Origin of the sequence: Phenylobacterium sp., assembly GCF_035276905.1 — a bacterium.
Classification (GTDB): Bacteria; Pseudomonadota; Alphaproteobacteria; order Caulobacterales; family Caulobacteraceae; genus Phenylobacterium.
This window is the reverse complement of the sequence record NZ_DATELG010000309.1, coordinates 1-16,696: the sequence shown is the minus strand read 5'-3', so window position 1 is coordinate 16,696 and position 16,696 is coordinate 1. Positions and strand designations below refer to the sequence as shown.

General features: G+C 67.1%; 25 protein-coding genes and 1 pseudogene. 23 read left to right on the top strand and 3 right to left on the bottom strand.

From position 1 onward, the window contains the following. The 17 genes and pseudogenes from VJS38_RS14590 to VJS38_RS14510 form a co-directional block, all read left to right on the top strand. Positions 1 to 244: pseudogene (locus VJS38_RS14590) on the top strand (30S ribosomal protein S3); the annotation flags it as partial. A 12-nt stretch (positions 245 to 256) separates the two neighbouring features. Further along, a complete protein-coding gene (rplP, locus tag VJS38_RS14585; RefSeq protein WP_324088877.1) occupies positions 257 to 688 on the top strand; it encodes a 50S ribosomal protein L16 in 432 nt (143 codons plus the stop codon). Continuing rightward, the gene (gene rpmC, locus VJS38_RS14580) at positions 688 to 882 is read left to right on the top strand and encodes a 50S ribosomal protein L29 (protein ID WP_324088876.1); all 195 of its coding nucleotides are present in this window, start codon (positions 688 to 690) and stop codon (positions 880 to 882) included. Before rplP ends, rpmC begins: the two co-directional genes overlap by 1 nt. Before the next feature lie 12 nt (positions 883 to 894). Beyond that, positions 895 to 1,146, top strand: a complete 252-nt coding sequence (gene rpsQ / locus VJS38_RS14575; RefSeq protein ID WP_324088875.1) for a 30S ribosomal protein S17 — start codon at positions 895 to 897, stop codon at positions 1,144 to 1,146. Between the two features lie 13 nt (positions 1,147 to 1,159). After that, positions 1,160 to 1,528: a 50S ribosomal protein L14 gene (rplN, locus tag VJS38_RS14570; protein ID WP_324088874.1), complete on the top strand. Its 369-nt coding sequence runs from the start codon at positions 1,160 to 1,162 to the stop codon at positions 1,526 to 1,528. Beyond that, entirely contained in the window at positions 1,528 to 1,842 is a 315-nt protein-coding gene (gene rplX, locus VJS38_RS14565; protein WP_324088873.1) for a 50S ribosomal protein L24, read from the top strand. Before rplN ends, rplX begins: the two co-directional genes overlap by 1 nt. Then, complete coding sequence (gene rplE / locus VJS38_RS14560; RefSeq protein ID WP_324088872.1) at positions 1,835 to 2,395, top strand: 50S ribosomal protein L5; 561 nt, start codon at positions 1,835 to 1,837, stop codon at positions 2,393 to 2,395. Before rplX ends, rplE begins: the two co-directional genes overlap by 8 nt. Before the next feature lie 21 nt (positions 2,396 to 2,416). Continuing rightward, the gene (gene rpsN, locus VJS38_RS14555; protein WP_324088871.1) at positions 2,417 to 2,722 is read left to right on the top strand and encodes a 30S ribosomal protein S14; all 306 of its coding nucleotides are present in this window, start codon (positions 2,417 to 2,419) and stop codon (positions 2,720 to 2,722) included. 11 nt (positions 2,723 to 2,733) lie between these two features. Further along, positions 2,734 to 3,129 carry a 30S ribosomal protein S8 gene (gene rpsH / locus VJS38_RS14550; RefSeq protein ID WP_324088870.1) on the top strand — a complete coding sequence of 132 codons (396 nt, stop codon included), beginning with the start codon at positions 2,734 to 2,736 and terminating at the stop codon, positions 3,127 to 3,129. Position 3,130: 1 nt separating this feature from the next. Further along, the gene (gene rplF / locus VJS38_RS14545) at positions 3,131 to 3,664 is read left to right on the top strand and encodes a 50S ribosomal protein L6 (protein WP_324088869.1); all 534 of its coding nucleotides are present in this window, start codon (positions 3,131 to 3,133) and stop codon (positions 3,662 to 3,664) included. A gap of 1 nt (position 3,665) precedes the next feature. After that, complete coding sequence (gene rplR, locus VJS38_RS14540) at positions 3,666 to 4,025, top strand: 50S ribosomal protein L18 (protein WP_324088868.1); 360 nt, start codon at positions 3,666 to 3,668, stop codon at positions 4,023 to 4,025. 10 nt (positions 4,026 to 4,035) lie between these two features. Then, positions 4,036 to 4,623 (top strand): 30S ribosomal protein S5, encoded by a 588-nt coding sequence (gene rpsE / locus VJS38_RS14535; RefSeq protein ID WP_324088867.1) that lies wholly within the window; start codon positions 4,036 to 4,038, stop codon positions 4,621 to 4,623. A gap of 6 nt (positions 4,624 to 4,629) precedes the next feature. Then, positions 4,630 to 4,806: a 50S ribosomal protein L30 gene (gene rpmD, locus VJS38_RS14530; protein ID WP_324088866.1), complete on the top strand. Its 177-nt coding sequence runs from the start codon at positions 4,630 to 4,632 to the stop codon at positions 4,804 to 4,806. Positions 4,807 to 5,010: 204 nt separating this feature from the next. Continuing rightward, complete coding sequence (gene rplO, locus VJS38_RS14525; RefSeq protein WP_324088865.1) at positions 5,011 to 5,493, top strand: 50S ribosomal protein L15; 483 nt, start codon at positions 5,011 to 5,013, stop codon at positions 5,491 to 5,493. A 147-nt stretch (positions 5,494 to 5,640) separates the two neighbouring features. After that, positions 5,641 to 6,999, top strand: a complete 1,359-nt coding sequence (gene secY, locus VJS38_RS14520) for a preprotein translocase subunit SecY (RefSeq protein ID WP_324088864.1) — start codon at positions 5,641 to 5,643, stop codon at positions 6,997 to 6,999. A gap of 57 nt (positions 7,000 to 7,056) precedes the next feature. After that, positions 7,057 to 7,629, top strand: a complete 573-nt coding sequence (locus VJS38_RS14515) for an adenylate kinase (protein ID WP_324088863.1) — start codon at positions 7,057 to 7,059, stop codon at positions 7,627 to 7,629. 71 nt (positions 7,630 to 7,700) lie between these two features. After that, positions 7,701 to 8,534, top strand: coding sequence for a class I SAM-dependent methyltransferase (locus VJS38_RS14510; RefSeq protein ID WP_324088862.1), 834 nt, complete (start codon positions 7,701 to 7,703; stop codon positions 8,532 to 8,534). Positions 8,535 to 8,544: 10 nt separating this feature from the next. Here VJS38_RS14510 and VJS38_RS14505 read toward each other — a convergent pair whose 3' ends face one another. Continuing rightward, entirely contained in the window at positions 8,545 to 9,555 is a 1,011-nt protein-coding gene (locus VJS38_RS14505) for an adenosine deaminase (RefSeq protein ID WP_324088861.1), read from the bottom strand. Positions 9,556 to 9,885: 330 nt separating this feature from the next. Between VJS38_RS14505 and rpsM the strand changes: the two genes are divergently transcribed. The 4 genes from rpsM (at position 9,886) to rplQ (ending at position 12,385) form a co-directional block, all read left to right on the top strand. After that, positions 9,886 to 10,254, top strand: a complete 369-nt coding sequence (rpsM, locus tag VJS38_RS14500; RefSeq protein WP_324088860.1) for a 30S ribosomal protein S13 — start codon at positions 9,886 to 9,888, stop codon at positions 10,252 to 10,254. 15 nt (positions 10,255 to 10,269) lie between these two features. Beyond that, positions 10,270 to 10,659, top strand: coding sequence for a 30S ribosomal protein S11 (gene rpsK / locus VJS38_RS14495; protein ID WP_183777088.1), 390 nt, complete (start codon positions 10,270 to 10,272; stop codon positions 10,657 to 10,659). Between the two features lie 77 nt (positions 10,660 to 10,736). Continuing rightward, positions 10,737 to 11,753 carry a DNA-directed RNA polymerase subunit alpha gene (locus VJS38_RS14490; RefSeq protein ID WP_324088859.1) on the top strand — a complete coding sequence of 339 codons (1,017 nt, stop codon included), beginning with the start codon at positions 10,737 to 10,739 and terminating at the stop codon, positions 11,751 to 11,753. Positions 11,754 to 11,968: 215 nt separating this feature from the next. Then, entirely contained in the window at positions 11,969 to 12,385 is a 417-nt protein-coding gene (gene rplQ, locus VJS38_RS14485) for a 50S ribosomal protein L17 (RefSeq protein ID WP_324088858.1), read from the top strand. A gap of 85 nt (positions 12,386 to 12,470) precedes the next feature. Here the strand turns inward: rplQ and VJS38_RS14480 are convergent, their stop codons facing one another. Next, positions 12,471 to 13,448, bottom strand: a complete 978-nt coding sequence (locus tag VJS38_RS14480) for an NF038122 family metalloprotease (protein ID WP_324088857.1) — start codon at positions 13,446 to 13,448, stop codon at positions 12,471 to 12,473. A gap of 187 nt (positions 13,449 to 13,635) precedes the next feature. Here VJS38_RS14480 and VJS38_RS14475 point away from each other — a divergent pair, with 187 nt between their 5' ends. Continuing rightward, positions 13,636 to 15,141, top strand: coding sequence for a dipeptidyl-peptidase 3 family protein (locus tag VJS38_RS14475; protein ID WP_324088856.1), 1,506 nt, complete (start codon positions 13,636 to 13,638; stop codon positions 15,139 to 15,141). Positions 15,142 to 15,207: 66 nt separating this feature from the next. Here the strand turns inward: VJS38_RS14475 and VJS38_RS14470 are convergent, their stop codons facing one another. Then, positions 15,208 to 15,516 carry a hypothetical protein gene (locus tag VJS38_RS14470; RefSeq protein WP_324088855.1) on the bottom strand — a complete coding sequence of 103 codons (309 nt, stop codon included), beginning with the start codon at positions 15,514 to 15,516 and terminating at the stop codon, positions 15,208 to 15,210. Between the two features lie 297 nt (positions 15,517 to 15,813). Between VJS38_RS14470 and VJS38_RS14465 the strand changes: the two genes are divergently transcribed. After that, complete coding sequence (locus VJS38_RS14465) at positions 15,814 to 16,233, top strand: hypothetical protein (RefSeq protein WP_324088854.1); 420 nt, start codon at positions 15,814 to 15,816, stop codon at positions 16,231 to 16,233. The last annotated feature ends 463 nt before the right edge of the window (positions 16,234 to 16,696 follow it).

The window sequence follows — 16,696 nt, the reverse complement described above, 5'->3', positions numbered from 1 at the left end:
CCGCGTGCCGCTGCACACCCTGCGCGCCGACGTGGACTACGGCTTCACCGAGGCCAAGACCACCTACGGCGTGATCGGCGTGAAGGTGTGGGTCTTCAAGGGCGAAGTGCTCGAGCACGACCCGATGGCGCTCGACAAGCGCCTGGCCGGCGAAAGCGGCCCGGCGGGCGAGGGCGGCGGCCGCGAGCGTGGCGATCGTGAGCGCGGTCCGCGCCGCGACCGGCGCGAGCAAGCGAACGCCTAAGGAACTGAAGTCATGCTGTCTCCCAAGAAGACCAAGTACCGCAAGCAGTTCAAGGGCAAGATCCACGGAACGGCGAAGGGCGGCTTCACGCTGAACTTCGGCTCCTACGGTCTGAAGTCGGTCGAGCCCGAGCGGATCACCGCGCGCCAGATCGAAGCGGCCCGCCGCGCGATCACCCGCCAGATGAAGCGTCAGGGCCGGGTGTGGATCCGCATCTTCCCGGACGTGCCGGTCACCGACAAGCCGGCCGAAGTCCGGATGGGTAAGGGCAAGGGCGCGGTGGAATACTGGGCCGCCCGCGTCCATCCGGGCCGGATCATGTTCGAAATCGACGGCGTGCCGGACGATGTCGCCCGCGAAGCCCTGCGCCTCGGCGCGGCCAAGCTTCCGGTCAAGACCCGCATCGTCACCCGCATCGACGCCGCCGTCGCGGAGCACGCGTGATGAAGATCGATGAAGTCCGGGGCATGACGCCCGATCAGCTGGCCGAGACGCTCGTCAACCTGAAGAAGGAGCAGTTCAACCTGCGCTTCCAGAAGGCGACGGGCCAGGTCGAGAAGACCCACCGCGTGGACCAGGTGCGCAAGGACATCGCGCGCATCAAGACGGTCCTGCGCGCCAAGCAGGCCCAGGCCTGAGGAGAGCGATAGATGCCGAAACGAATTCTCGAAGGCGTTGTCGTCTCCGACAAGGGCGACAAGACCGTGGTGGTGAAGGTGGAGCGCACCCTGCTGCACCCGCTGCTGAAGAAGACCGTGCGTCGCTCGAAGCGCTACCACGCGCACGACGAGGCGAACGCCTACAAGACCGGCGACGTCGCCCGCATCATCGAGTGCGCGCCGAAGTCGAAACTGAAAACCTGGGAAGTGTTGCCTAAGGGCGGCGCGGACCAGCAAGCGTAAGGGATCGTAACCTATGATCCAGATGCAGACTAATCTGGACGTCGCCGACAATTCCGGCGCGCGCCGGGTCATGTGCATCAAGGTGCTGGGCGGCGCCAAGCGCCGTTACGCCAGCGTCGGCGATCGCATCGTGGTCTCCGTCAAGGAAGCCATTCCGCGCGGCCGCGTGAAGAAGGGCGACGTGCTGCAGGCGATCGTCGTGCGCACCAGCCAGGGCATCAAGCGCAAGGACGGCTCGGTGATCCGCTTCGACAAGAACGCGGCGGTGATCGTCAACAAGCAAGGCGAGCCGATCGGCACCCGCATCTTCGGGCCGGTTCCTCGCGAACTGCGCGCGAAGAACCACATGAAGGTCATTTCGCTCGCCCCCGAGGTGCTGTGATGGCTGCGAAGATCAAGAAGGGGGACCGCGTCGTGGTCCTCACCGGCAAGGACAAGGGGCGCCTGGGCGCCGTGCTGAAGGTGCTGCCGCAGGAACAGCGCGTGTTGGTCGAAGGCCTGAACATCGTTCAGCGCCACACCCGCCCGACACAGTTCGATCCGCAGGGCGGCATCAAGAACAAGGAAGCGCCGATCCACGTGTCGAACGTGGCCATCGTCGATTCCAAGGGCAAGGCGACCCGCGTCGGCTTCCGGATGGAAGGCGGCAAGAAGGTCCGTTTCGCCAAGACGACCGGCGAGGTGATCAATGGCTGACGAAGCTTACGAGCCGCGGCTGAAGACCGAATACCGGTCGCGCATCCGGGCGGCGATGAGGGAAGAGTTCGGCTACACGAACGAGATGCAGATCCCCAAGCTGGACAAGATCGTCCTGAACATGGGGATCGGCGAGGCCGTGGGCGACTCCAAGAAGGTCCAGGCGGCGATCGCCGACCTGACCAAGATCGCCGGCCAGAAGCCCGTGCCGACCAAGGCCCGCACCTCGATCGCCGGCTTCAAGCTGCGCGAAGGCATGACGATCGGCGCGAAGGTGACCCTGCGCAAGGATCGGATGTACGAGTTCCTGGACCGGCTGATCACGATCGCGCTGCCGCGCGTGAAGGACTTCCGGGGCCTGAAGCCGACGTCCTTCGACGGTCGCGGCAACTACGCCATGGGGATCAAGGAACACATCGTGTTCCCGGAGATCAACTACGACCAGATCGACCAGATGTGGGGCATGGACATCATCGTCGCCACGACTGCCCGGACCGACGACGAAGCGCGCGCGCTTCTGAAGCAGTTCCAGTTCCCGTTCGTGCAAGCGTAAGAGCGGGAAGGAAGAGACAACATGGCCAAGAAAAGCGCCGTCAACCGCAACGAGCACGTCAAGAAGCTCGTCAAGCAATACGCCTCCAAGCGCGACGCGCTGAAGGCGATCGCCAACGACGAGAGCCTGCCGCTCGAAGATCGTTTTGAAGCCCGGCTGAAGCTCGCGGAGCTGCCGCGCAACTCGTCCAAGACCCGCATTCGCAACCGCTGCGAGGTCACCGGGCGTCCGCGCGCCTATTATCGCAAGCTGAAGATGAGCCGCGTCTCGCTCCGCGAACTGGGTTCGCAGGGCCTGATCCCCGGCCTCGTCAAGTCGAGCTGGTAGGAGGGTCTCCCATGGTCAACGACCCCGTCGGCGATCTGATCGCCCGCATCAAGAACGCGGCCCAACGGAACCGCAGCAAGGTCACCACTCCGGCCTCGAAGATGCGCGCGCGCGTCCTCGACGTGCTGCTGGAGGAAGGGTACATCCGCGGCTACCACCTGGTGGAAAAGCCGGGCGCCTTCCCCGAGTTCGAGATCGAGCTGAAGTACTTCGATGGCCAGCCGGTCATCGTCGAGATCAGCCGCGTCTCCAAGCCGGGCCGCCGCGTCTATTCGTCGATCAAGGACCTGAAGCCGGTGAAGAACGGTCTCGGGATCTCGATCCTGTCGACGCCGAAGGGCGTCATGTCGGACACGGCCGCGCGGGACGCGAACGTGGGCGGCGAAGTCCTCTGCCGGGTCTACTAAGATGTCGCGGATCGGAAAGAAGGCGGTCGCCGTCCCCGCTGGGGTGACGGTGACCATCGACGGCCAGGCGGTCACGGTGAAGGGCCCCAAGGGCCAGCTCGCCTGGACCGTGGCCGATGAGATCGAGGTTCGCCAGGAAGGGCAGGAGCTGCTGCTCTCCAAGCGCGTCGAGACCACCCGGGCGCAAGCCATGTGGGGCCTCTCGCGCACGCTGGTGAACAACATGGTCGTGGGCGTCACCCAGGGCTACGAGCAGGCGCTTGAGCTGGTCGGCGTCGGCTACCGCGCGGCGATGAAGGGCCAGGCGCTCTCCATGCAGCTCGGCTTCAGCCACGACGTCGACATCCCGCCGCCGCCCGGCGTGACCTTCGCGACGCCGAAGCAGACCGAGGTCCGGATCTCCGGCATCGACAAGCAGCTGGTCGGCGAGACCGCGGCGCGCATCCGCCGCATCCGTCCGCCCGAGCCCTACAAGGGCAAGGGCGTGCGCTACGCCGGCGAGACCGTCCGCCGCAAGGAAGGCAAGAAGAAGTAAGATGGCGCTCTCTCCTCGCGAATCCACTCACCGTCGCGCCCAGCGCGTCCGCACCCGCCTGCGCAAGCTGGCGAACGGGCGCCCGCGCCTGTCGGTCTTCCGCTCGTCGAAGCAGATCTACGCCCAGATCATCGACGACGAACGCGGCGTGACCCTAGCGGCCGCCTCGTCGCTGGAAGGCGGCGAAGCCAAGACCAAGGGCGCGGACAAGGACGCCGCCGCCCGCGTCGGCGCCCTGGTCGCCCAGCGCGCCATCGAGAAGGGCGTCAAGGACGTGATCTTCGATCGTGGCGGCTACCTCTATCATGGTCGGGTCAAGGCCCTGGCCGACGCCGCGCGCGAAGCCGGCCTGAACTTCTAAGGAAAGCACGATGGCTCGCAGAGACGAACAGCGTGGCGACCGCCGGCAGCGCGAAGAAGAGCGCGACAGCGAAATCGTCGAGAAGCTGGTCCACATCAACCGCGTCGCCGCCACCGTGAAGGGCGGCCGGCGGTTCTCCTTCGCCGCTCTGATGGTCGTCGGCGACCAGAAGGGCCGCGTGGGCTTCGGTCACGGCAAGGCGCGCGAAGTGCCGGAAGCCATCCGCAAGGCGACCGAGGAAGCCAAGAAGTCGATGATCCGCGTGCCGCTGCGCGAAAGCCGCACCCTGCACCACGACGGCGCGGGCCGTTGGGGCGCGGGCAAGGTGATGGTCCGTGCGGCGCCTCCCGGCACCGGCGTCATCGCCGGCGGTCCGATGCGTGCGGTGCTGGAAACCCTGGGCGTCCAGGACGTCGTCGGCAAGTCGGTCGGCTCGTCCAACCCCTACAACATGGTGCGCGCGACCTTTGAGGCGCTGAAGGCTCAGTCCTCGCCGCGTCAGGTCGCCGCCAAGCGCGGCAAGAAGGTCTCCGACGTGATCGGCCGCAGGGCCGACGGCGCCTCGGCTGTCGCCGCGGCCGCCGACGCTGAAGGATAAGTTCAGATGGCCACCATCACCGTTCGTCAGACCGGCAGCCCGATCCGCCGGAAAAAGGACCAGCGCGCGACGCTCGTCGGCCTGGGCCTGAACAAGCAGGGCCGCACGGCCACGCACGAAGACACTCCGTCCATCCGCGGGATGATCGCCAAGGTCGCCCACATGGTGGAAATCGTCGAGTAGCGCCTCCCTCCCTTGACGGGGAGGGTGGCTCGGGCGCAGCCCGAGCCGGGTGGGGAAGTGGGGTTCACGCTCCGCGCTCGATCCTGTATTCCCCATCCTGCTCGCCCTTGGCGAGCTGTCCCTCCCCATAAAGGGGAGGGAGTTTTGTTTCCAAAGCCGAGTCGGGGCGCCCGCCCCGGCGCCAGATCTCTTAAGGAGAGGCACATGACCAAGCTCAACGAACTCGCGCCGCGTCCCGGCTCCACCAAGGGCCGCATGCGCGTCGGCCGCGGCCCGGGCTCGGGCAAGGGCAAGACCGCCGGTCGCGGCGTGAAGGGCCAGAAGTCCCGGACCGGCGTCTCGATCGCCGGCTTCGAGGGCGGCCAAATGCCGCTGCACATGCGCATGCCCAAGCGCGGCTTCAACAATCCCTTCGCCAAGGAGTTCGCCGAAGTGAACCTGTGGCGGATCGAACAGGCGATCGCCGCGGGCAAGCTCGACGCCAAACAGCCGATCGACGCCGAGGCGTTGGTGAAGGCCGGCGTGCTGCGCCGCGCCAAGGACGGCGTGAAGCTGCTCGGCAAGGGCGAGCTGAAGTCGAAGATCAACATCACCGTCTATGCGGCGACGCCCTCGGCGCGCGCGGCGGTGGAGAAGGCCGGCGGCGCCCTGACGACCACCAAGCCGGAAACCGCCACCGAAGCCTGATCACGGCCTGCGACGGCGCCGGCTTAACCTCCAGACGTGTTCCCGGCTTATTTCAGCCGGGAAACCGCGGACACCGTTCAGTCGGTGTTTGCCTGAGGCGCCGGCGCGTCCTATCTGATCAGGGTTTCGAGTCAGGGGATTTGCTGAATGGCTTCGGCCGCTGAACAGCTCGCCGCGAACATGAACTTCGACGCCTTCGCCAAGGCGACGGAGCTTCACAAGCGGATCTGGTTCACCCTCATCGCGATGGTCATCTATCGCCTGGGCACCTACATCCCGATCCCCGGCATCGACCCGGCGGCCTTCGCCCAGGCGTTCCAGGGCCAGGCCAAGGGCATCCTGGGCATGTTCAACATGTTCTCGGGCGGCGCGGTGCAGCGCATGGCGATCTTCTCGCTGAACGTGATGCCCTACATCTCGGCCTCGATCATCGTCCAGCTGCTCGGCACGGTCTATCCGCCGTGGGAGAAGCTTAGGAAGGAAGGCGGGGAGGCGGGGCGCAAGACGCTCAACCAGTACACCCGCTATCTGACCGTGGTGCTGGCGCTCTTCCAGTCCTTCGGCATCGCCATGGGCCTGCAGGCCAGCGAAGGGCTCGTCGACCAGCCCGGCCTGTTCTTCGTCGTCTCGACGGTCGTGACGCTTACCGGCGGCACCATGTTCCTGATGTGGCTGGGCGAGCAGATCACCAGCCGCGGCGTCGGCAACGGCATCAGCCTGATCATCTTCGCCGGCATCGTCGCGGTCTTCCCGCGCTACATCGGCCAGGCCTTCTCGCTGGCGCGGACCGGCGCGCTGAACGGCGGCGTGCTGCTCCTGATCGCGGTGCTGATCGTCGCGGTGACCGTGGCCATCGTCTTCATGGAACGCTCGCAGCGCCGGCTCCTGGTGCAGTATCCCAAGCGTCAGGTGGGCAACCGCATGTTCGGCGGCGACACCTCCTTCCTGCCGCTGAAGATCAACACCTCGGGCGTGATCCCGCCGATCTTCGCCTCCAGCCTGCTGCTGCTGCCGACGACGGTGATGGGCTTTGCGGTCAACGGCGCCGGCGCGAACCTGCCGGCGTGGCTGCAATGGCTGCCGGGCCTGACCGGCCAACTGCAGCATGGCCGGCCGCTGTTCATGCTGCTCTACGGCGCCCTGATCGTCTTCTTCTGCTTCTTCTACACCTCGGTCGTGTTCAATCCGGAGGACACGGCGGAGAACCTGCGCAAGTACGGCGGTTTCATGCCCGGCATCCGGCCCGGCAAGCGCACGGCGGAATATCTGGACTTCGTCCTGACCCGGCTGACGGTGATCGGCGCGGCCTACATCACCCTGGTTTGCCTGCTGCCCGAGGCGCTGATCGGCTTCTACAACGCGCCCTTCTACATGGGCGGCACGTCGGTGCTCATCGTGGTCAGCGTCACCATGGACACCGTCACGCAGATCCAGTCCTATCTGCTGCAGCACCAGTACGAAGGCCTGATCAAGAAATCCAAGCTAAGAGGCATGCGCGGCCGCTGAGTTGGGGCGGTCGCAAGCGCCGATCCCGAACGGGGCGGCGGGGAGGGCGAGTAGACGATGAACCTGATCCTGTTCGGACCGCCGGCGGCCGGCAAGGGCACGCAAGCCAAGCGTCTGGTCGAGCAGCGCCGCATGGTGCAGCTTTCGACCGGCGACATGCTGCGCGCCGCCATCGCCTCGGGCTCGGACCTCGGCAAGCAGGTGTCGGGGATCATGGAACGCGGCGAGCTGGTCTCCGACGACATCGTCATCGCCCTCATCGAGGAGCGCCTGCCGGAGGCTGAGGCCGCCGGCGGGGCGATCTTCGACGGCTTCCCGCGCACGCTGGCCCAGGCCCAGGCGCTCGACGCCATGCTGAAGAGCCGCGGCCGCAAGATCGACAGCGTGGTCCGACTGCGGGTCGACGACGAGGCGCTGCTGCAGCGCGTCGCCGGGCGCTTCGCCGAGAGCGGCCGGCCGGACGATAATCCGGACAGCTTCAAGGTCCGGCTCGCCGCCTACAACGACCAGACCGCCCCGCTGCTGCCCTACTACGAGGGGCAGGGCAAGCTCGTCGAGGTCGACGGCATGGGCACGATCGAGGCGGTGGCCAAGGCGATCGACGAGGCCCTCGACGGGGTCGCCGCCTGACGACGGTGGATGCAGGCTTGCGTTCGGGGCGGCCAGGCGAGGCGCTCAGCTGTTTTCTTTGCGAGGCGCCGATGCGGCCGGACGCGCTGGCCGGCACGTACCGCTGCTCCGGCTGCGGCCTCTATCGCAGCGCCTTTCCGGTGGCGATCAACCAGGCCCAGGACGACCGGCTCGACGAGGTCCGCCGCGAGCGGGCGCTGAAGGCGCTGCGGGTCGCCAACTTCGAACGCCTGCTCGACGGCTGCGCCGCGCACCTGGCGGAGGGCGCGTCCCTGCTCGACGTCGGCTGTGCGCACGGCTGGTTCCTGGAGGCGGCGGCGCGGCGCGGCTACCGGCCGCTCGGGCTCGAGCCCGACCGTGAGGTGGCTGCCCGCACCAAGGCTTCCGGCGCGCCGGTGATCGAGGGCTTCTTCCCCGACGCCCTGCCGGCGGGCGCGAGCTATGACGCGATCAGCTTCAACGACGTCTTCGAGCACCTGCCGGACGCCCACGCCATGGCCGAGGCGGTGCGCGAGCGCTTGAATCCGGGCGGGATGCTGATCCTCAACCTGCCGCTGGCGGGCGGCGTGATCTTTCAGCTGGCCAGGTTGGCCGCGCGGCTCGGGATCAAGGGGCCGCTGGCGCGGATGTGGCAGGAGGGCCTGCCCTCGCCGCACCTCGCCTACTATACCTCCGCGGCCGTGCTGCGGCTCTTCCGGGCGCACGGCTTCGAGCCGCTCGCCCACGGGCGCCTGCCGTCGATGACCGCCAAGGGACTCTGGGCGCGGATCCGTTACGACCGCAGCGTCTCGCCCGTGAAGGCCGTGGGGCTCTATGTCGTGGCGGCCGCGCTCGCGGTCGTGAGCGACGTCCTGCCGCCGGACATCGGCTACTTCGTGCTGCGGAAATCGGCCTCTCCGGCGTAGCGGCGGGACTTCAGACGCCAGCGTACGTCTCGATCTCCGCCACGTGCCGGGCGATCTCCTCGGGCGTCAGGAACGAGCCGGTGAAGCTGTTCTTCGCCAGGGTGACCAGCTCCTCGCGGGTCAGGCCGACGGCCTTCGTCGTCGCGATCCAGTTGTCCGCCAGATAGCCGCCGAAGTAGGCCGGGTCGTCGGAGTTGACCGTGGCCTTCAGCCCGAGCTGCAACATGCGCTTCAGCGGATGGGCGGCGAGGTCGCGGACCACGCAGAGCTTGAGATTGGAGAGCGGGCAGACCGTCAGCGTCATCTGCTCGCGCGCCAGCCGCTCGACCAGGGCCTGGTCCTCCAGCGAGCGGTTCCCGTGGTCGATGCGGTCGACGCCCAGCAGGTCCAGCGCTTCGTGCACATATTCCGGCGGGCCCTCCTCGCCGGCGTGGGCGACCAGCTTCAACCCGCGCTCGCGGGCGGCGGCGAACACCCGGGCGAACTTCGACGGCGGGTGGCCGACCTCCGACGAGTCGAGGCCGACGCCGACAATCCGGTCCAGGTACGGCTCGGCCGCGCGCAGGGTGGCGAAAGCCGCGTCCTCGTCGAGGTGGCGCAGGAAGCAGAGGATCAGCTTGGAGGTGACGCCCAGGTCCCGTTCGGCCTCGGCCATGCCGGCGAGCAGGCCGTCGGCGACGACCGCGAAGGGGATGCCGCGGTCGGTGTGGGTCTGGGGATCGAAGAAGATCTCGGCGTGCCGGCCGCCATCGGCGGCGAGACGGCGGAAATAGCCCAGCGCCAGGTCGCGGAAGTCGGCCTCGGTGCGCAGCACGTCGGCGCCCTGGTAGTAGATGTCGAGGAAGTCCTGCAGATTGCCGAAGTCATAGGCCGCCCGCAGCGCCTCGACCGAGGCGAAGGGCAGGGCGATGCGGTTGCGCCTGGCGAAGTCGAACATCTGCTCGGGCTCGAGGCTGCCTTCGATGTGCAGGTGGAGCTCGGCCTTCGGAAGGCCGCGGATGAAGTCGGGGAGGGTGGTCATGAGGCGGGAGTGTCCGTCTGGCGGGCGCCGCGTCAAGCCGCATGACCGCCGGCCACGCCATCATTGCGCCAGATCCGCCCATCATGCTTTCCTTAACCGCCTCGGGCGGAAGCTCTGAGGATGTAATCGGCAGGACGCGCGCGAGGCTCCTCCCCGCGGCGCAGGGGGCTTGTTCATTATTGCGCGTTTACGCATTGACGCGGCCGCGCCGATCCATATAACGAAGCGCTTCCGCGGAATGAGCGCGAGGGACGCGCCGGCTTGGCCCTTTGGGTCGTGGGGCCGGGGCGCTGTTCGCGCTTTTCTTGCGTGACCAGGAGAACATTCCACGTGGCCCGTATCGCTGGCGTAAACATCCCTACGAATAAGCGCGTCGTGATCGCGCTGCAGTACATCCATGGCATCGGCCCGGCGAAGGCGCGGGAGATCGTCAGCAAGGTCGGCATCGAAGACGCCCGGCGCGTCAACCAGCTGACCGACCAGGAGGTCCTGCAGATCCGCGAAGCCATCGACCGCGACTACACGGTGGAAGGCGACCTGCGTCGCGAGACCGCCGTCAACATCAAGCGGCTGATGGACCTGGCCTGCTATCGCGGCCTGCGTCACCGCAAGGGCCTGCCGGTCCGCGGTCAGCGCACCCACACGAACGCCCGGACCCGCAAGGGCCCGGCCAAGCCGATCGCCGGCAAGAAGAAGTAAGAGAGCGGACCTCCGATGGCCAAGGAACCGGCGCGCGTCAAACGCCGCGAGCGTAAGAACATCACCTCGGGCGTGGCGCACGTGAACGCCTCGTTCAACAACACCATGATCACGATCACGGATGCGCAGGGGAACACGATCTCCTGGTCGTCCGCCGGGATGATGGGCTTCAAGGGCTCGCGCAAGTCGACCCCGTACGCCGCCCAGATGGCCGCCGAGGACGCGGGCCGCAAGGCGGCCGAGCACGGCGTGAAGACCCTGGAAGTGAACGTCTCGGGTCCAGGCTCGGGCCGCGAATCGGCGCTCCGGGCCCTGCAGTCCGTGGGCATGACGATCACCACCATTCGCGACGTGACCCCCATCCCGCATAACGGCTGCCGGCCGCCCAAGCGCCGGCGCGTCTAAGTCGTTAAGTACTGCAAATTCTGAGGCGCCGGACCGCGAATGCGGCCGGCGATCCTGCGTTTCGAGGGACACCATCCGTGATCGAAAGAAACTGGAACGAGCTCATCCGTCCCGAGAAGCCGCTGATCGAGACCGGCGCCGACGCGAGCCGCAAGGCGCGTTTGGTGGCCGAGCCGCTCGAGCGCGGCTTCGGCGTGACGCTGGGCAACAGCCTGCGTCGCGTGCTCCTGTCCTCGCTGCAAGGCGCGGCCGTCACCGCCGTCCAGATCGACGGCGTGGTCCACGAGTTCTCCTCCATCGAAGGCGTCCGTGAAGACGTCGTAGACATCGTCCTGAACATCAAGCAACTCGCCGTCCGGATGCACGCCGAGGGGCCGAAGCGCATGACGCTCCGCGCCACCGGCCCGGGCCCGGTGACCGCCGGCCAGATCGAGGCCCCGGCCGACATCGAGATCCTCAACGCCGACCATGTGCTCTGCACCCTCGACGAGGGCGCTCAGGTGCGCATGGAGTTCACCGTCCAGACCGGCAAGGGCTACGTGCCGGCCGAGATGAACCGGCCTGAGGACGCCCCGATCGGCCTGATCGCCGTCGACGCCCTCTATTCGCCGGTCAAGCGCGTCGCCTATCGGGTCGAGCCCACGCGTCAAGGGCAAAGCCTGGATTACGACAAGCTGATCATGGAGGTGGAGACCAACGGCGCGGTGAGCCCGGTCGACGCGGTCGCCTACGCCGCGCGCATCCTCCAGGACCAGCTGCAGATCTTCATCACCTTCGAAGAGCCGAAGAAGAAGGTCGAGGGCGAGTCCAAGCCGGAGCTGCCGTTCAACCCGGCGCTGCTGAAGAAGGTCGACGAGCTGGAGCTGTCGGTCCGTTCGGCCAACTGCCTGAAGAACGACAACATCGTCTACATCGGCGACCTGATCCAGAAGACGGAAGCCGAGATGCTGCGCACCCCGAACTTCGGGCGCAAGTCGCTCAACGAGATCAAGGAAGTGCTCGCCGGCATGGGGCTGCACCTCGGCATGGACGTGCCGAACTGGCCGCCCGAGAACATCGAAGAGCTTGCCAAAAAGTTCGAAGACCAGATGTAAGACGGCCCAAGATCCGCCCGGCGGATTTTGGATTTAGACTTCGCGCCGACTCCGGACCGCTTCGGCGGTCTGGGCCCGATGACGCCGCAACAGCGGCGGAGGACCCCGGCGCTTCGCGTTGACCCAGGCGGGAGCAGGCTGGGACTCGGTTAGGTCGGACAGCGTCCCGCGGATCGGGAGCGTCCAGCGGGCCAGGTGGCCCAGGAGATTTTGAGATGCGTCACGGCAAAGCCCACCGCAAACTGGGCCGCACCACCAGCCACCGCACGGCCATGTTCGCCAACATGTCGGCGAGCCTGATCAAGCACGAGCAGATCGTCACCACCCTGCCGAAGGCCAAGGAACTGCGGCCCTTCGTCGAAAAGCTGGTGACGCTGGCCAAGCGCGGCGACCTGCATGCCCGCCGCCAGGCGATCGCGCAAGTCCGCGACGTGGCCCAGGTCGGCAAGCTCTTCTCGGTGCTCGGCCCGCGCTACAAGGAGCGCGAGGGCGGCTACATCCGCGTGCTCAAGGCTGGCTACCGCTACGGCGACAACGCCCCGATGGCGGTGATCGAGTTCGTCGATCGCGACCCGGCGGAGAAGGGCAAAGACTCCGGTCCGGTGCAGCAAGCCGGCTTCGGCGAAGACTGAACTGCAGCTCTCCAGCTGAACGCAAAGGCCCCGGATGCAATGTCCGGGGCCTTTGTCGTTTCGGGTGCTACATGCCCGGCGCCGCTCAGGCGCCGTAGTAGAAGTCGAGGTCGGACGCCAGGTGAGGGTTGAACAGCCCCTTGCCGACGCCGAGCATCGCCTGGAGGTCCGCGGCGTCGCGGCCATGCTCCACGCCGCCGGAAGGCGCGGCCGTGTTCGCCGTGAGCTGGACGCTGGTGACCGTGCCGCCGCTGGTCGTCGGGTTCGTTCCGACGCCGGCGAGATTCCAGCCGATGGCGTCCAGCGCCGTCAGGTCGGCGGTGCTGACCGGCGCCACCTGCCCGCTGGTGGCGAAGGCGTTGAACGCGTCGACGCCCTTGAGCGAGGACCAGTCGCCGTAATCTCCGGATGGATTGGTGTTGAAGTTCTCCAGGTTCGTCGCGCCGCCGTCGACCGAGAAATAGCCCGCCTTCGTGCCGGAGAAGGTTCGCACGCCCGCCGAGGCGAAGTGGAACAGGTCGAGCGGCGTGTAGCTGTGCGGGAAGATGCTGATGCGGCTGCCCGCCAGCAGCATCCGGCCCATGACCTCGGAGAACTCGTGCGCGACCGTGCCGAAGAAGTCGTAGGAGCCGGACGCGACGCCGTTCGAGGCGTCATAGTCGAAGGCCGCGGTCGAGGCGAACCCGACCGAACCGTCCAGGCCGGTTCCGGAATAGATACCCAGCGCCTTGCCCTCGGCGGTCGAGACCCAGTAGTGGCCGTTGCCGGTGGGATCGGCGCCGGGGAGGCTCGCGACCGCGCCATGGTCGGCGGCGCTGGTCATGTCCGCCTTCAGCGCGTTGACCAGGCTCTTGTAGGTCGTCGAGGTCAGGTAGGTCTGGCTGGCGCCCAGCGCGCCGTTCGGCATGGCGCTGCCGCCGACCTCGCCATAGCCGATCGACAGGTTGACCGTGACGTTGTCGGTGAAGGCGCCGGCGTAATAGTTGGCGACGCCCAGCACGGTCGTGGTGAACCCGGCCGGCGCGGAATTCACGCTGGCGTCGAAGGTGATGTTGAAATTCATGCCGCTCCCCCGCACCCCGGAGCGGCGCTGCCCCGGCCGTTGCGATTCTACGGCCAAGGTTAACAGTCAAGCTATTGAAAAACAACGTTCTCCAGGTGCTGCGGCCGAGGGGCGGAGCGTCGCCACATCTCGTCACATTCGATGTAACAGGCTAGGAGAAAGACACAGTTCTGGGAGGCCTGCCGAAATGCGCACCTTGATCGCCATGTTCCTGGCCGCGGGCATCGCCGCGGCCCCCGCGCTCGCCCGCGCCGTGCCGGCCGCCGCGGAGGCGCAGGCGGGCTATGTGCGGGTGGAGATGCGGCCGAACACCGCCTTCCTGAGCCCCGAGGAGCGCAAGGTGGTGAACCTGCTGATCCAGGCCGCCGACCAGATGAGCGCCATCTACGACAAGCAGGCCGCCGGGAAGGGGCCGGGCCACGGCTTCTATCCGGCGGACCTCACCAAGGCCGAGCTCGACGCCTATGTCACAGCCCACCCGGCCGAGCGCGAGACGCTGCTGGACGGTTACACCGTGGTGCGCCGCCGGGGCGCCCGCCTGGTCACGGTTCCCTATTCCGAGGCCTACAGGTCCGAGCTGGCCCGTGCGGCGGCCCTGCTCGAGGCGGCGGCCCGGGCGACCAGCAACCAAAGCCTGAAGCGGTTCCTGACGCTCCGCGCCCAGGCCTTCCGCACCAACGACTACTTCGCCTCCGAGATGGCCTGGATGGACGTGACCGGCACGCCGGTCGAGGTCGCCATCGGCCCCTACGAGACCTACACCGACGAGCTCTACGGCCAGAAGGCGGCCTACGAAGCCTTCGTCACCGTCAAGGACCCGCAGGAGAGCGCCAAGCTCGCCGGCTTCAAGTCCTACCTGCACGACATGGAGGCCAACCTCCCGGTCGAGGACCGCTACAAGAACTTCAAGCGCGGCGGGGCCTCGCCGATCGCCGTCGCCGACCAGGTGCGCGGCGGCGGCGACAACCTGCACGGGCCCCAGACCATAGCCTTCAACCTGCCGAACGACGAGCGGGTGCGCGAAGCCAAGGGCGCCAAGAAGGTGATCCTCGCCAACGTTCTGGGCGCCAAGTACGAGAAGATCCTGCAGCCGATCGCCGGGCGCGCCCTGGTCGCCGAGCAGGTCCCGCTCGTGGCGCGCAAGTACATGGTCTACGAGACCCTGTTCCATGAGCTGTCGCACAGCCTGGGGCCGGGCTCGATCACCTTGAGCGGTCGCGCCACCACCGTGCAGGCGGAGCTGAAGGACATCCACGGCACGGCCGAGGAAGCCAAGGCCGACGTGATGGGCGCCTACAACATCCTCTTCATGATGCAGAAGGGTCAGATCCCGGCGGCGGAGCGGCCGCAGCTGATGGCCACCTATTTCACCGGCCTCCTGCGCGCGGTGCGCTGGGGCGAGGGCGACGCCCACGGCCGCGGGGCGGCCCTGCAGTACGGCTACCTGAAGTCGAAGGGGGCGTTCCGCTGGGACGCCGCCCAGCAGCGGTTCCGGGTGGACGATGCGGCCATGGCCGCCGGCGTCCGCGACCTGGTCGCCGAGATCGTGCGCCGCCAGGGCGACGGCGACTACGCCGGGATGAAGGCCTTCTTCGACCAGTACGCCCACCTGGACGATGCGGCGAAAACCGTGATCGCCATCCTCGGCGACATCCCCGTCGACATCTCGCCAGTCTATCCGGACGGGGTGTGAGCCCGAGGCGTATTCGGCCTTTGCGCATGGGGCTGGCGAGCGTTCGCCAGCCCCGCCGCCATTCCGTCACTTATGGGACTGCTGGAATCCCGCGACGTCGTATTGAGATACGCTCTTCGGATTGCTGGAGTTCTGCGGCTGGGTTCCCGCGTAGTGGGTCCCGGCATTCCCATTCGGGTTGAAGGCCGAGCCCGGGGCCGTGCTGGCGTGGCCCGGCGTGACGCTCCCTGTCTGGGGCGCGCCGATCGTCTGGCTGGGCTGGCCCTTCATCCCCGTCGCCAGGTGGACATTGCCCGCCAATGCCAAGCCGGGTGCTATCAGCAGGGCGGCGCCAGCCAGCGCCGGCGTGACGTATTTCATGGCGTTCTGTTTCACGGCTTTCTCCTCCCTGACGTCGGAGCCGTCAGGTTCTTCGCCCTCCCAGCCCTGTTGGCCTGGCAGCCAAAGCCACGGGGGTTGCATCCGCTTTCAGCGGGGGAAGGTTCAATTGGCTTGTGCCCGCACGCGAGACGACGGGCTCAAATCTCATGGCGCATGTCGCCAGGAGATCGACGCGTTCCAATGCGGCGACTGGCTATTTTCGGGACGTTTGGCAAGTTCCGTGATCGGACCCGTTGCGGGCATTCGCGCACCATGAACGATATGGCCGACCGGGTAGCGAGGAGTCGCCGGATGTCCGCCAAAGACGAGAGTGAGCCGTCAGTGCGGCTCGTCGAGCAGCGGATTCGCAATCGGATCATGGAAGAGATTTGGACTCTCTCCCAAGGAGATGCGGGCGTTTTGGAAGCGGGGCTGACGGAGTGGTTCGAAGCCTTCTTCGATTGGTTCCCGTACGAAGGCGAGCCCGACGACAATCCCGCGATGACGCCGGAAGAAGCCGTCGCAGTTCGCGAGGTCTGCAAGCTAATGCAGGAGGCTATCGCGGACACCGACATCTCTCGCGACCCAACTGTTGATGAAGTCATTCGCACGGATTGGCCACTTCGGGTCGCACCGGTCGCCAAGGCGGCACTCGATTTGATGTTGCGGCGGGGTAGGTTCTCCGAGGATACAGAAGAACCAGAGCCGTCTTCACCCATCCCTTGGCCTTAGGGAAGACCACGTCTCGGACTACAGCCGCTCGCTACAAACCGCCACGCCGAGGGGCAGTTTGTCGGCGACGGCTTGAGGCGCGTTCGCGACCCATGTCTTCCTTTCCCGCGAAGCGGGAGAGGGGGACCGCTCGCCGAGCGCAGCGAAGAGCGAGGGGTGGAGAGGGCGAGCCGCCGCCATGAGCTGACGAGGACGTGGTGAGGCCCGAGGCGGATAGCGCGGCGCCTGGGGCTATCCCTCTCCACCATCCGCTCTTCAGCCGGCTTGTGCCGGCTTCGGCGGACGGTCCCCCTCTCCCGCACAGCGGGAGAGGAACGGCAAATTTCCATCTGTGGACGCCCCCTTCAGCGCAAGTCCGGAGTGGAGAGGTTTTGGTCGCGTAGTCGGATGCTGCCATCTGTCCGGCCTGTAGTGCCCCGCCGTGGCGGCGCTGGCCTGTATGGGAGTCGCGGATCGGGTCCAA

What these genes read in the sequence shown, in the direction of transcription:
- VJS38_RS14510 (WP_324088862.1), top strand. Translation starts at nt 7,701, where the DNA reads ATGCGGCCGGACGCGCTGGCCGGCACGTACCGCTGCTCCGGCTGCGGC.
- VJS38_RS14480 (WP_324088857.1), bottom strand. Translation starts at nt 13,448, where the DNA reads ATGAATTTCAACATCACCTTCGACGCCAGCGTGAATTCCGCGCCGGCC.
- rplO (WP_324088865.1), top strand. Translation starts at nt 5,011, where the DNA reads ATGACCAAGCTCAACGAACTCGCGCCGCGTCCCGGCTCCACCAAGGGC.
- rplQ (WP_324088858.1), top strand. Translation starts at nt 11,969, where the DNA reads ATGCGTCACGGCAAAGCCCACCGCAAACTGGGCCGCACCACCAGCCAC.
- rplX (WP_324088873.1), top strand. Translation starts at nt 1,528, where the DNA reads ATGGCTGCGAAGATCAAGAAGGGGGACCGCGTCGTGGTCCTCACCGGC.
- rpmC (WP_324088876.1), top strand. Translation starts at nt 688, where the DNA reads ATGAAGATCGATGAAGTCCGGGGCATGACGCCCGATCAGCTGGCCGAG.
- rpmD (WP_324088866.1), top strand. Translation starts at nt 4,630, where the DNA reads ATGGCCACCATCACCGTTCGTCAGACCGGCAGCCCGATCCGCCGGAAA.
- VJS38_RS14515 (WP_324088863.1), top strand. Translation starts at nt 7,057, where the DNA reads ATGAACCTGATCCTGTTCGGACCGCCGGCGGCCGGCAAGGGCACGCAA.
- rpsN (WP_324088871.1), top strand. Translation starts at nt 2,417, where the DNA reads ATGGCCAAGAAAAGCGCCGTCAACCGCAACGAGCACGTCAAGAAGCTC.
- rplE (WP_324088872.1), top strand. Translation starts at nt 1,835, where the DNA reads ATGGCTGACGAAGCTTACGAGCCGCGGCTGAAGACCGAATACCGGTCG.
- rplP (WP_324088877.1), top strand. Translation starts at nt 257, where the DNA reads ATGCTGTCTCCCAAGAAGACCAAGTACCGCAAGCAGTTCAAGGGCAAG.
- rpsQ (WP_324088875.1), top strand. Translation starts at nt 895, where the DNA reads ATGCCGAAACGAATTCTCGAAGGCGTTGTCGTCTCCGACAAGGGCGAC.
- VJS38_RS14505 (WP_324088861.1), bottom strand. Translation starts at nt 9,555, where the DNA reads ATGACCACCCTCCCCGACTTCATCCGCGGCCTTCCGAAGGCCGAGCTC.
- rpsK (WP_183777088.1), top strand. Translation starts at nt 10,270, where the DNA reads ATGGCCAAGGAACCGGCGCGCGTCAAACGCCGCGAGCGTAAGAACATC.
- rplN (WP_324088874.1), top strand. Translation starts at nt 1,160, where the DNA reads ATGATCCAGATGCAGACTAATCTGGACGTCGCCGACAATTCCGGCGCG.
- secY (WP_324088864.1), top strand. Translation starts at nt 5,641, where the DNA reads ATGGCTTCGGCCGCTGAACAGCTCGCCGCGAACATGAACTTCGACGCC.
- rplF (WP_324088869.1), top strand. Translation starts at nt 3,131, where the DNA reads ATGTCGCGGATCGGAAAGAAGGCGGTCGCCGTCCCCGCTGGGGTGACG.
- rpsE (WP_324088867.1), top strand. Translation starts at nt 4,036, where the DNA reads ATGGCTCGCAGAGACGAACAGCGTGGCGACCGCCGGCAGCGCGAAGAA.
- rpsH (WP_324088870.1), top strand. Translation starts at nt 2,734, where the DNA reads ATGGTCAACGACCCCGTCGGCGATCTGATCGCCCGCATCAAGAACGCG.
- VJS38_RS14475 (WP_324088856.1), top strand. Translation starts at nt 13,636, where the DNA reads ATGCGCACCTTGATCGCCATGTTCCTGGCCGCGGGCATCGCCGCGGCC.
- VJS38_RS14465 (WP_324088854.1), top strand. Translation starts at nt 15,814, where the DNA reads ATGTCCGCCAAAGACGAGAGTGAGCCGTCAGTGCGGCTCGTCGAGCAG.
- rplR (WP_324088868.1), top strand. Translation starts at nt 3,666, where the DNA reads ATGGCGCTCTCTCCTCGCGAATCCACTCACCGTCGCGCCCAGCGCGTC.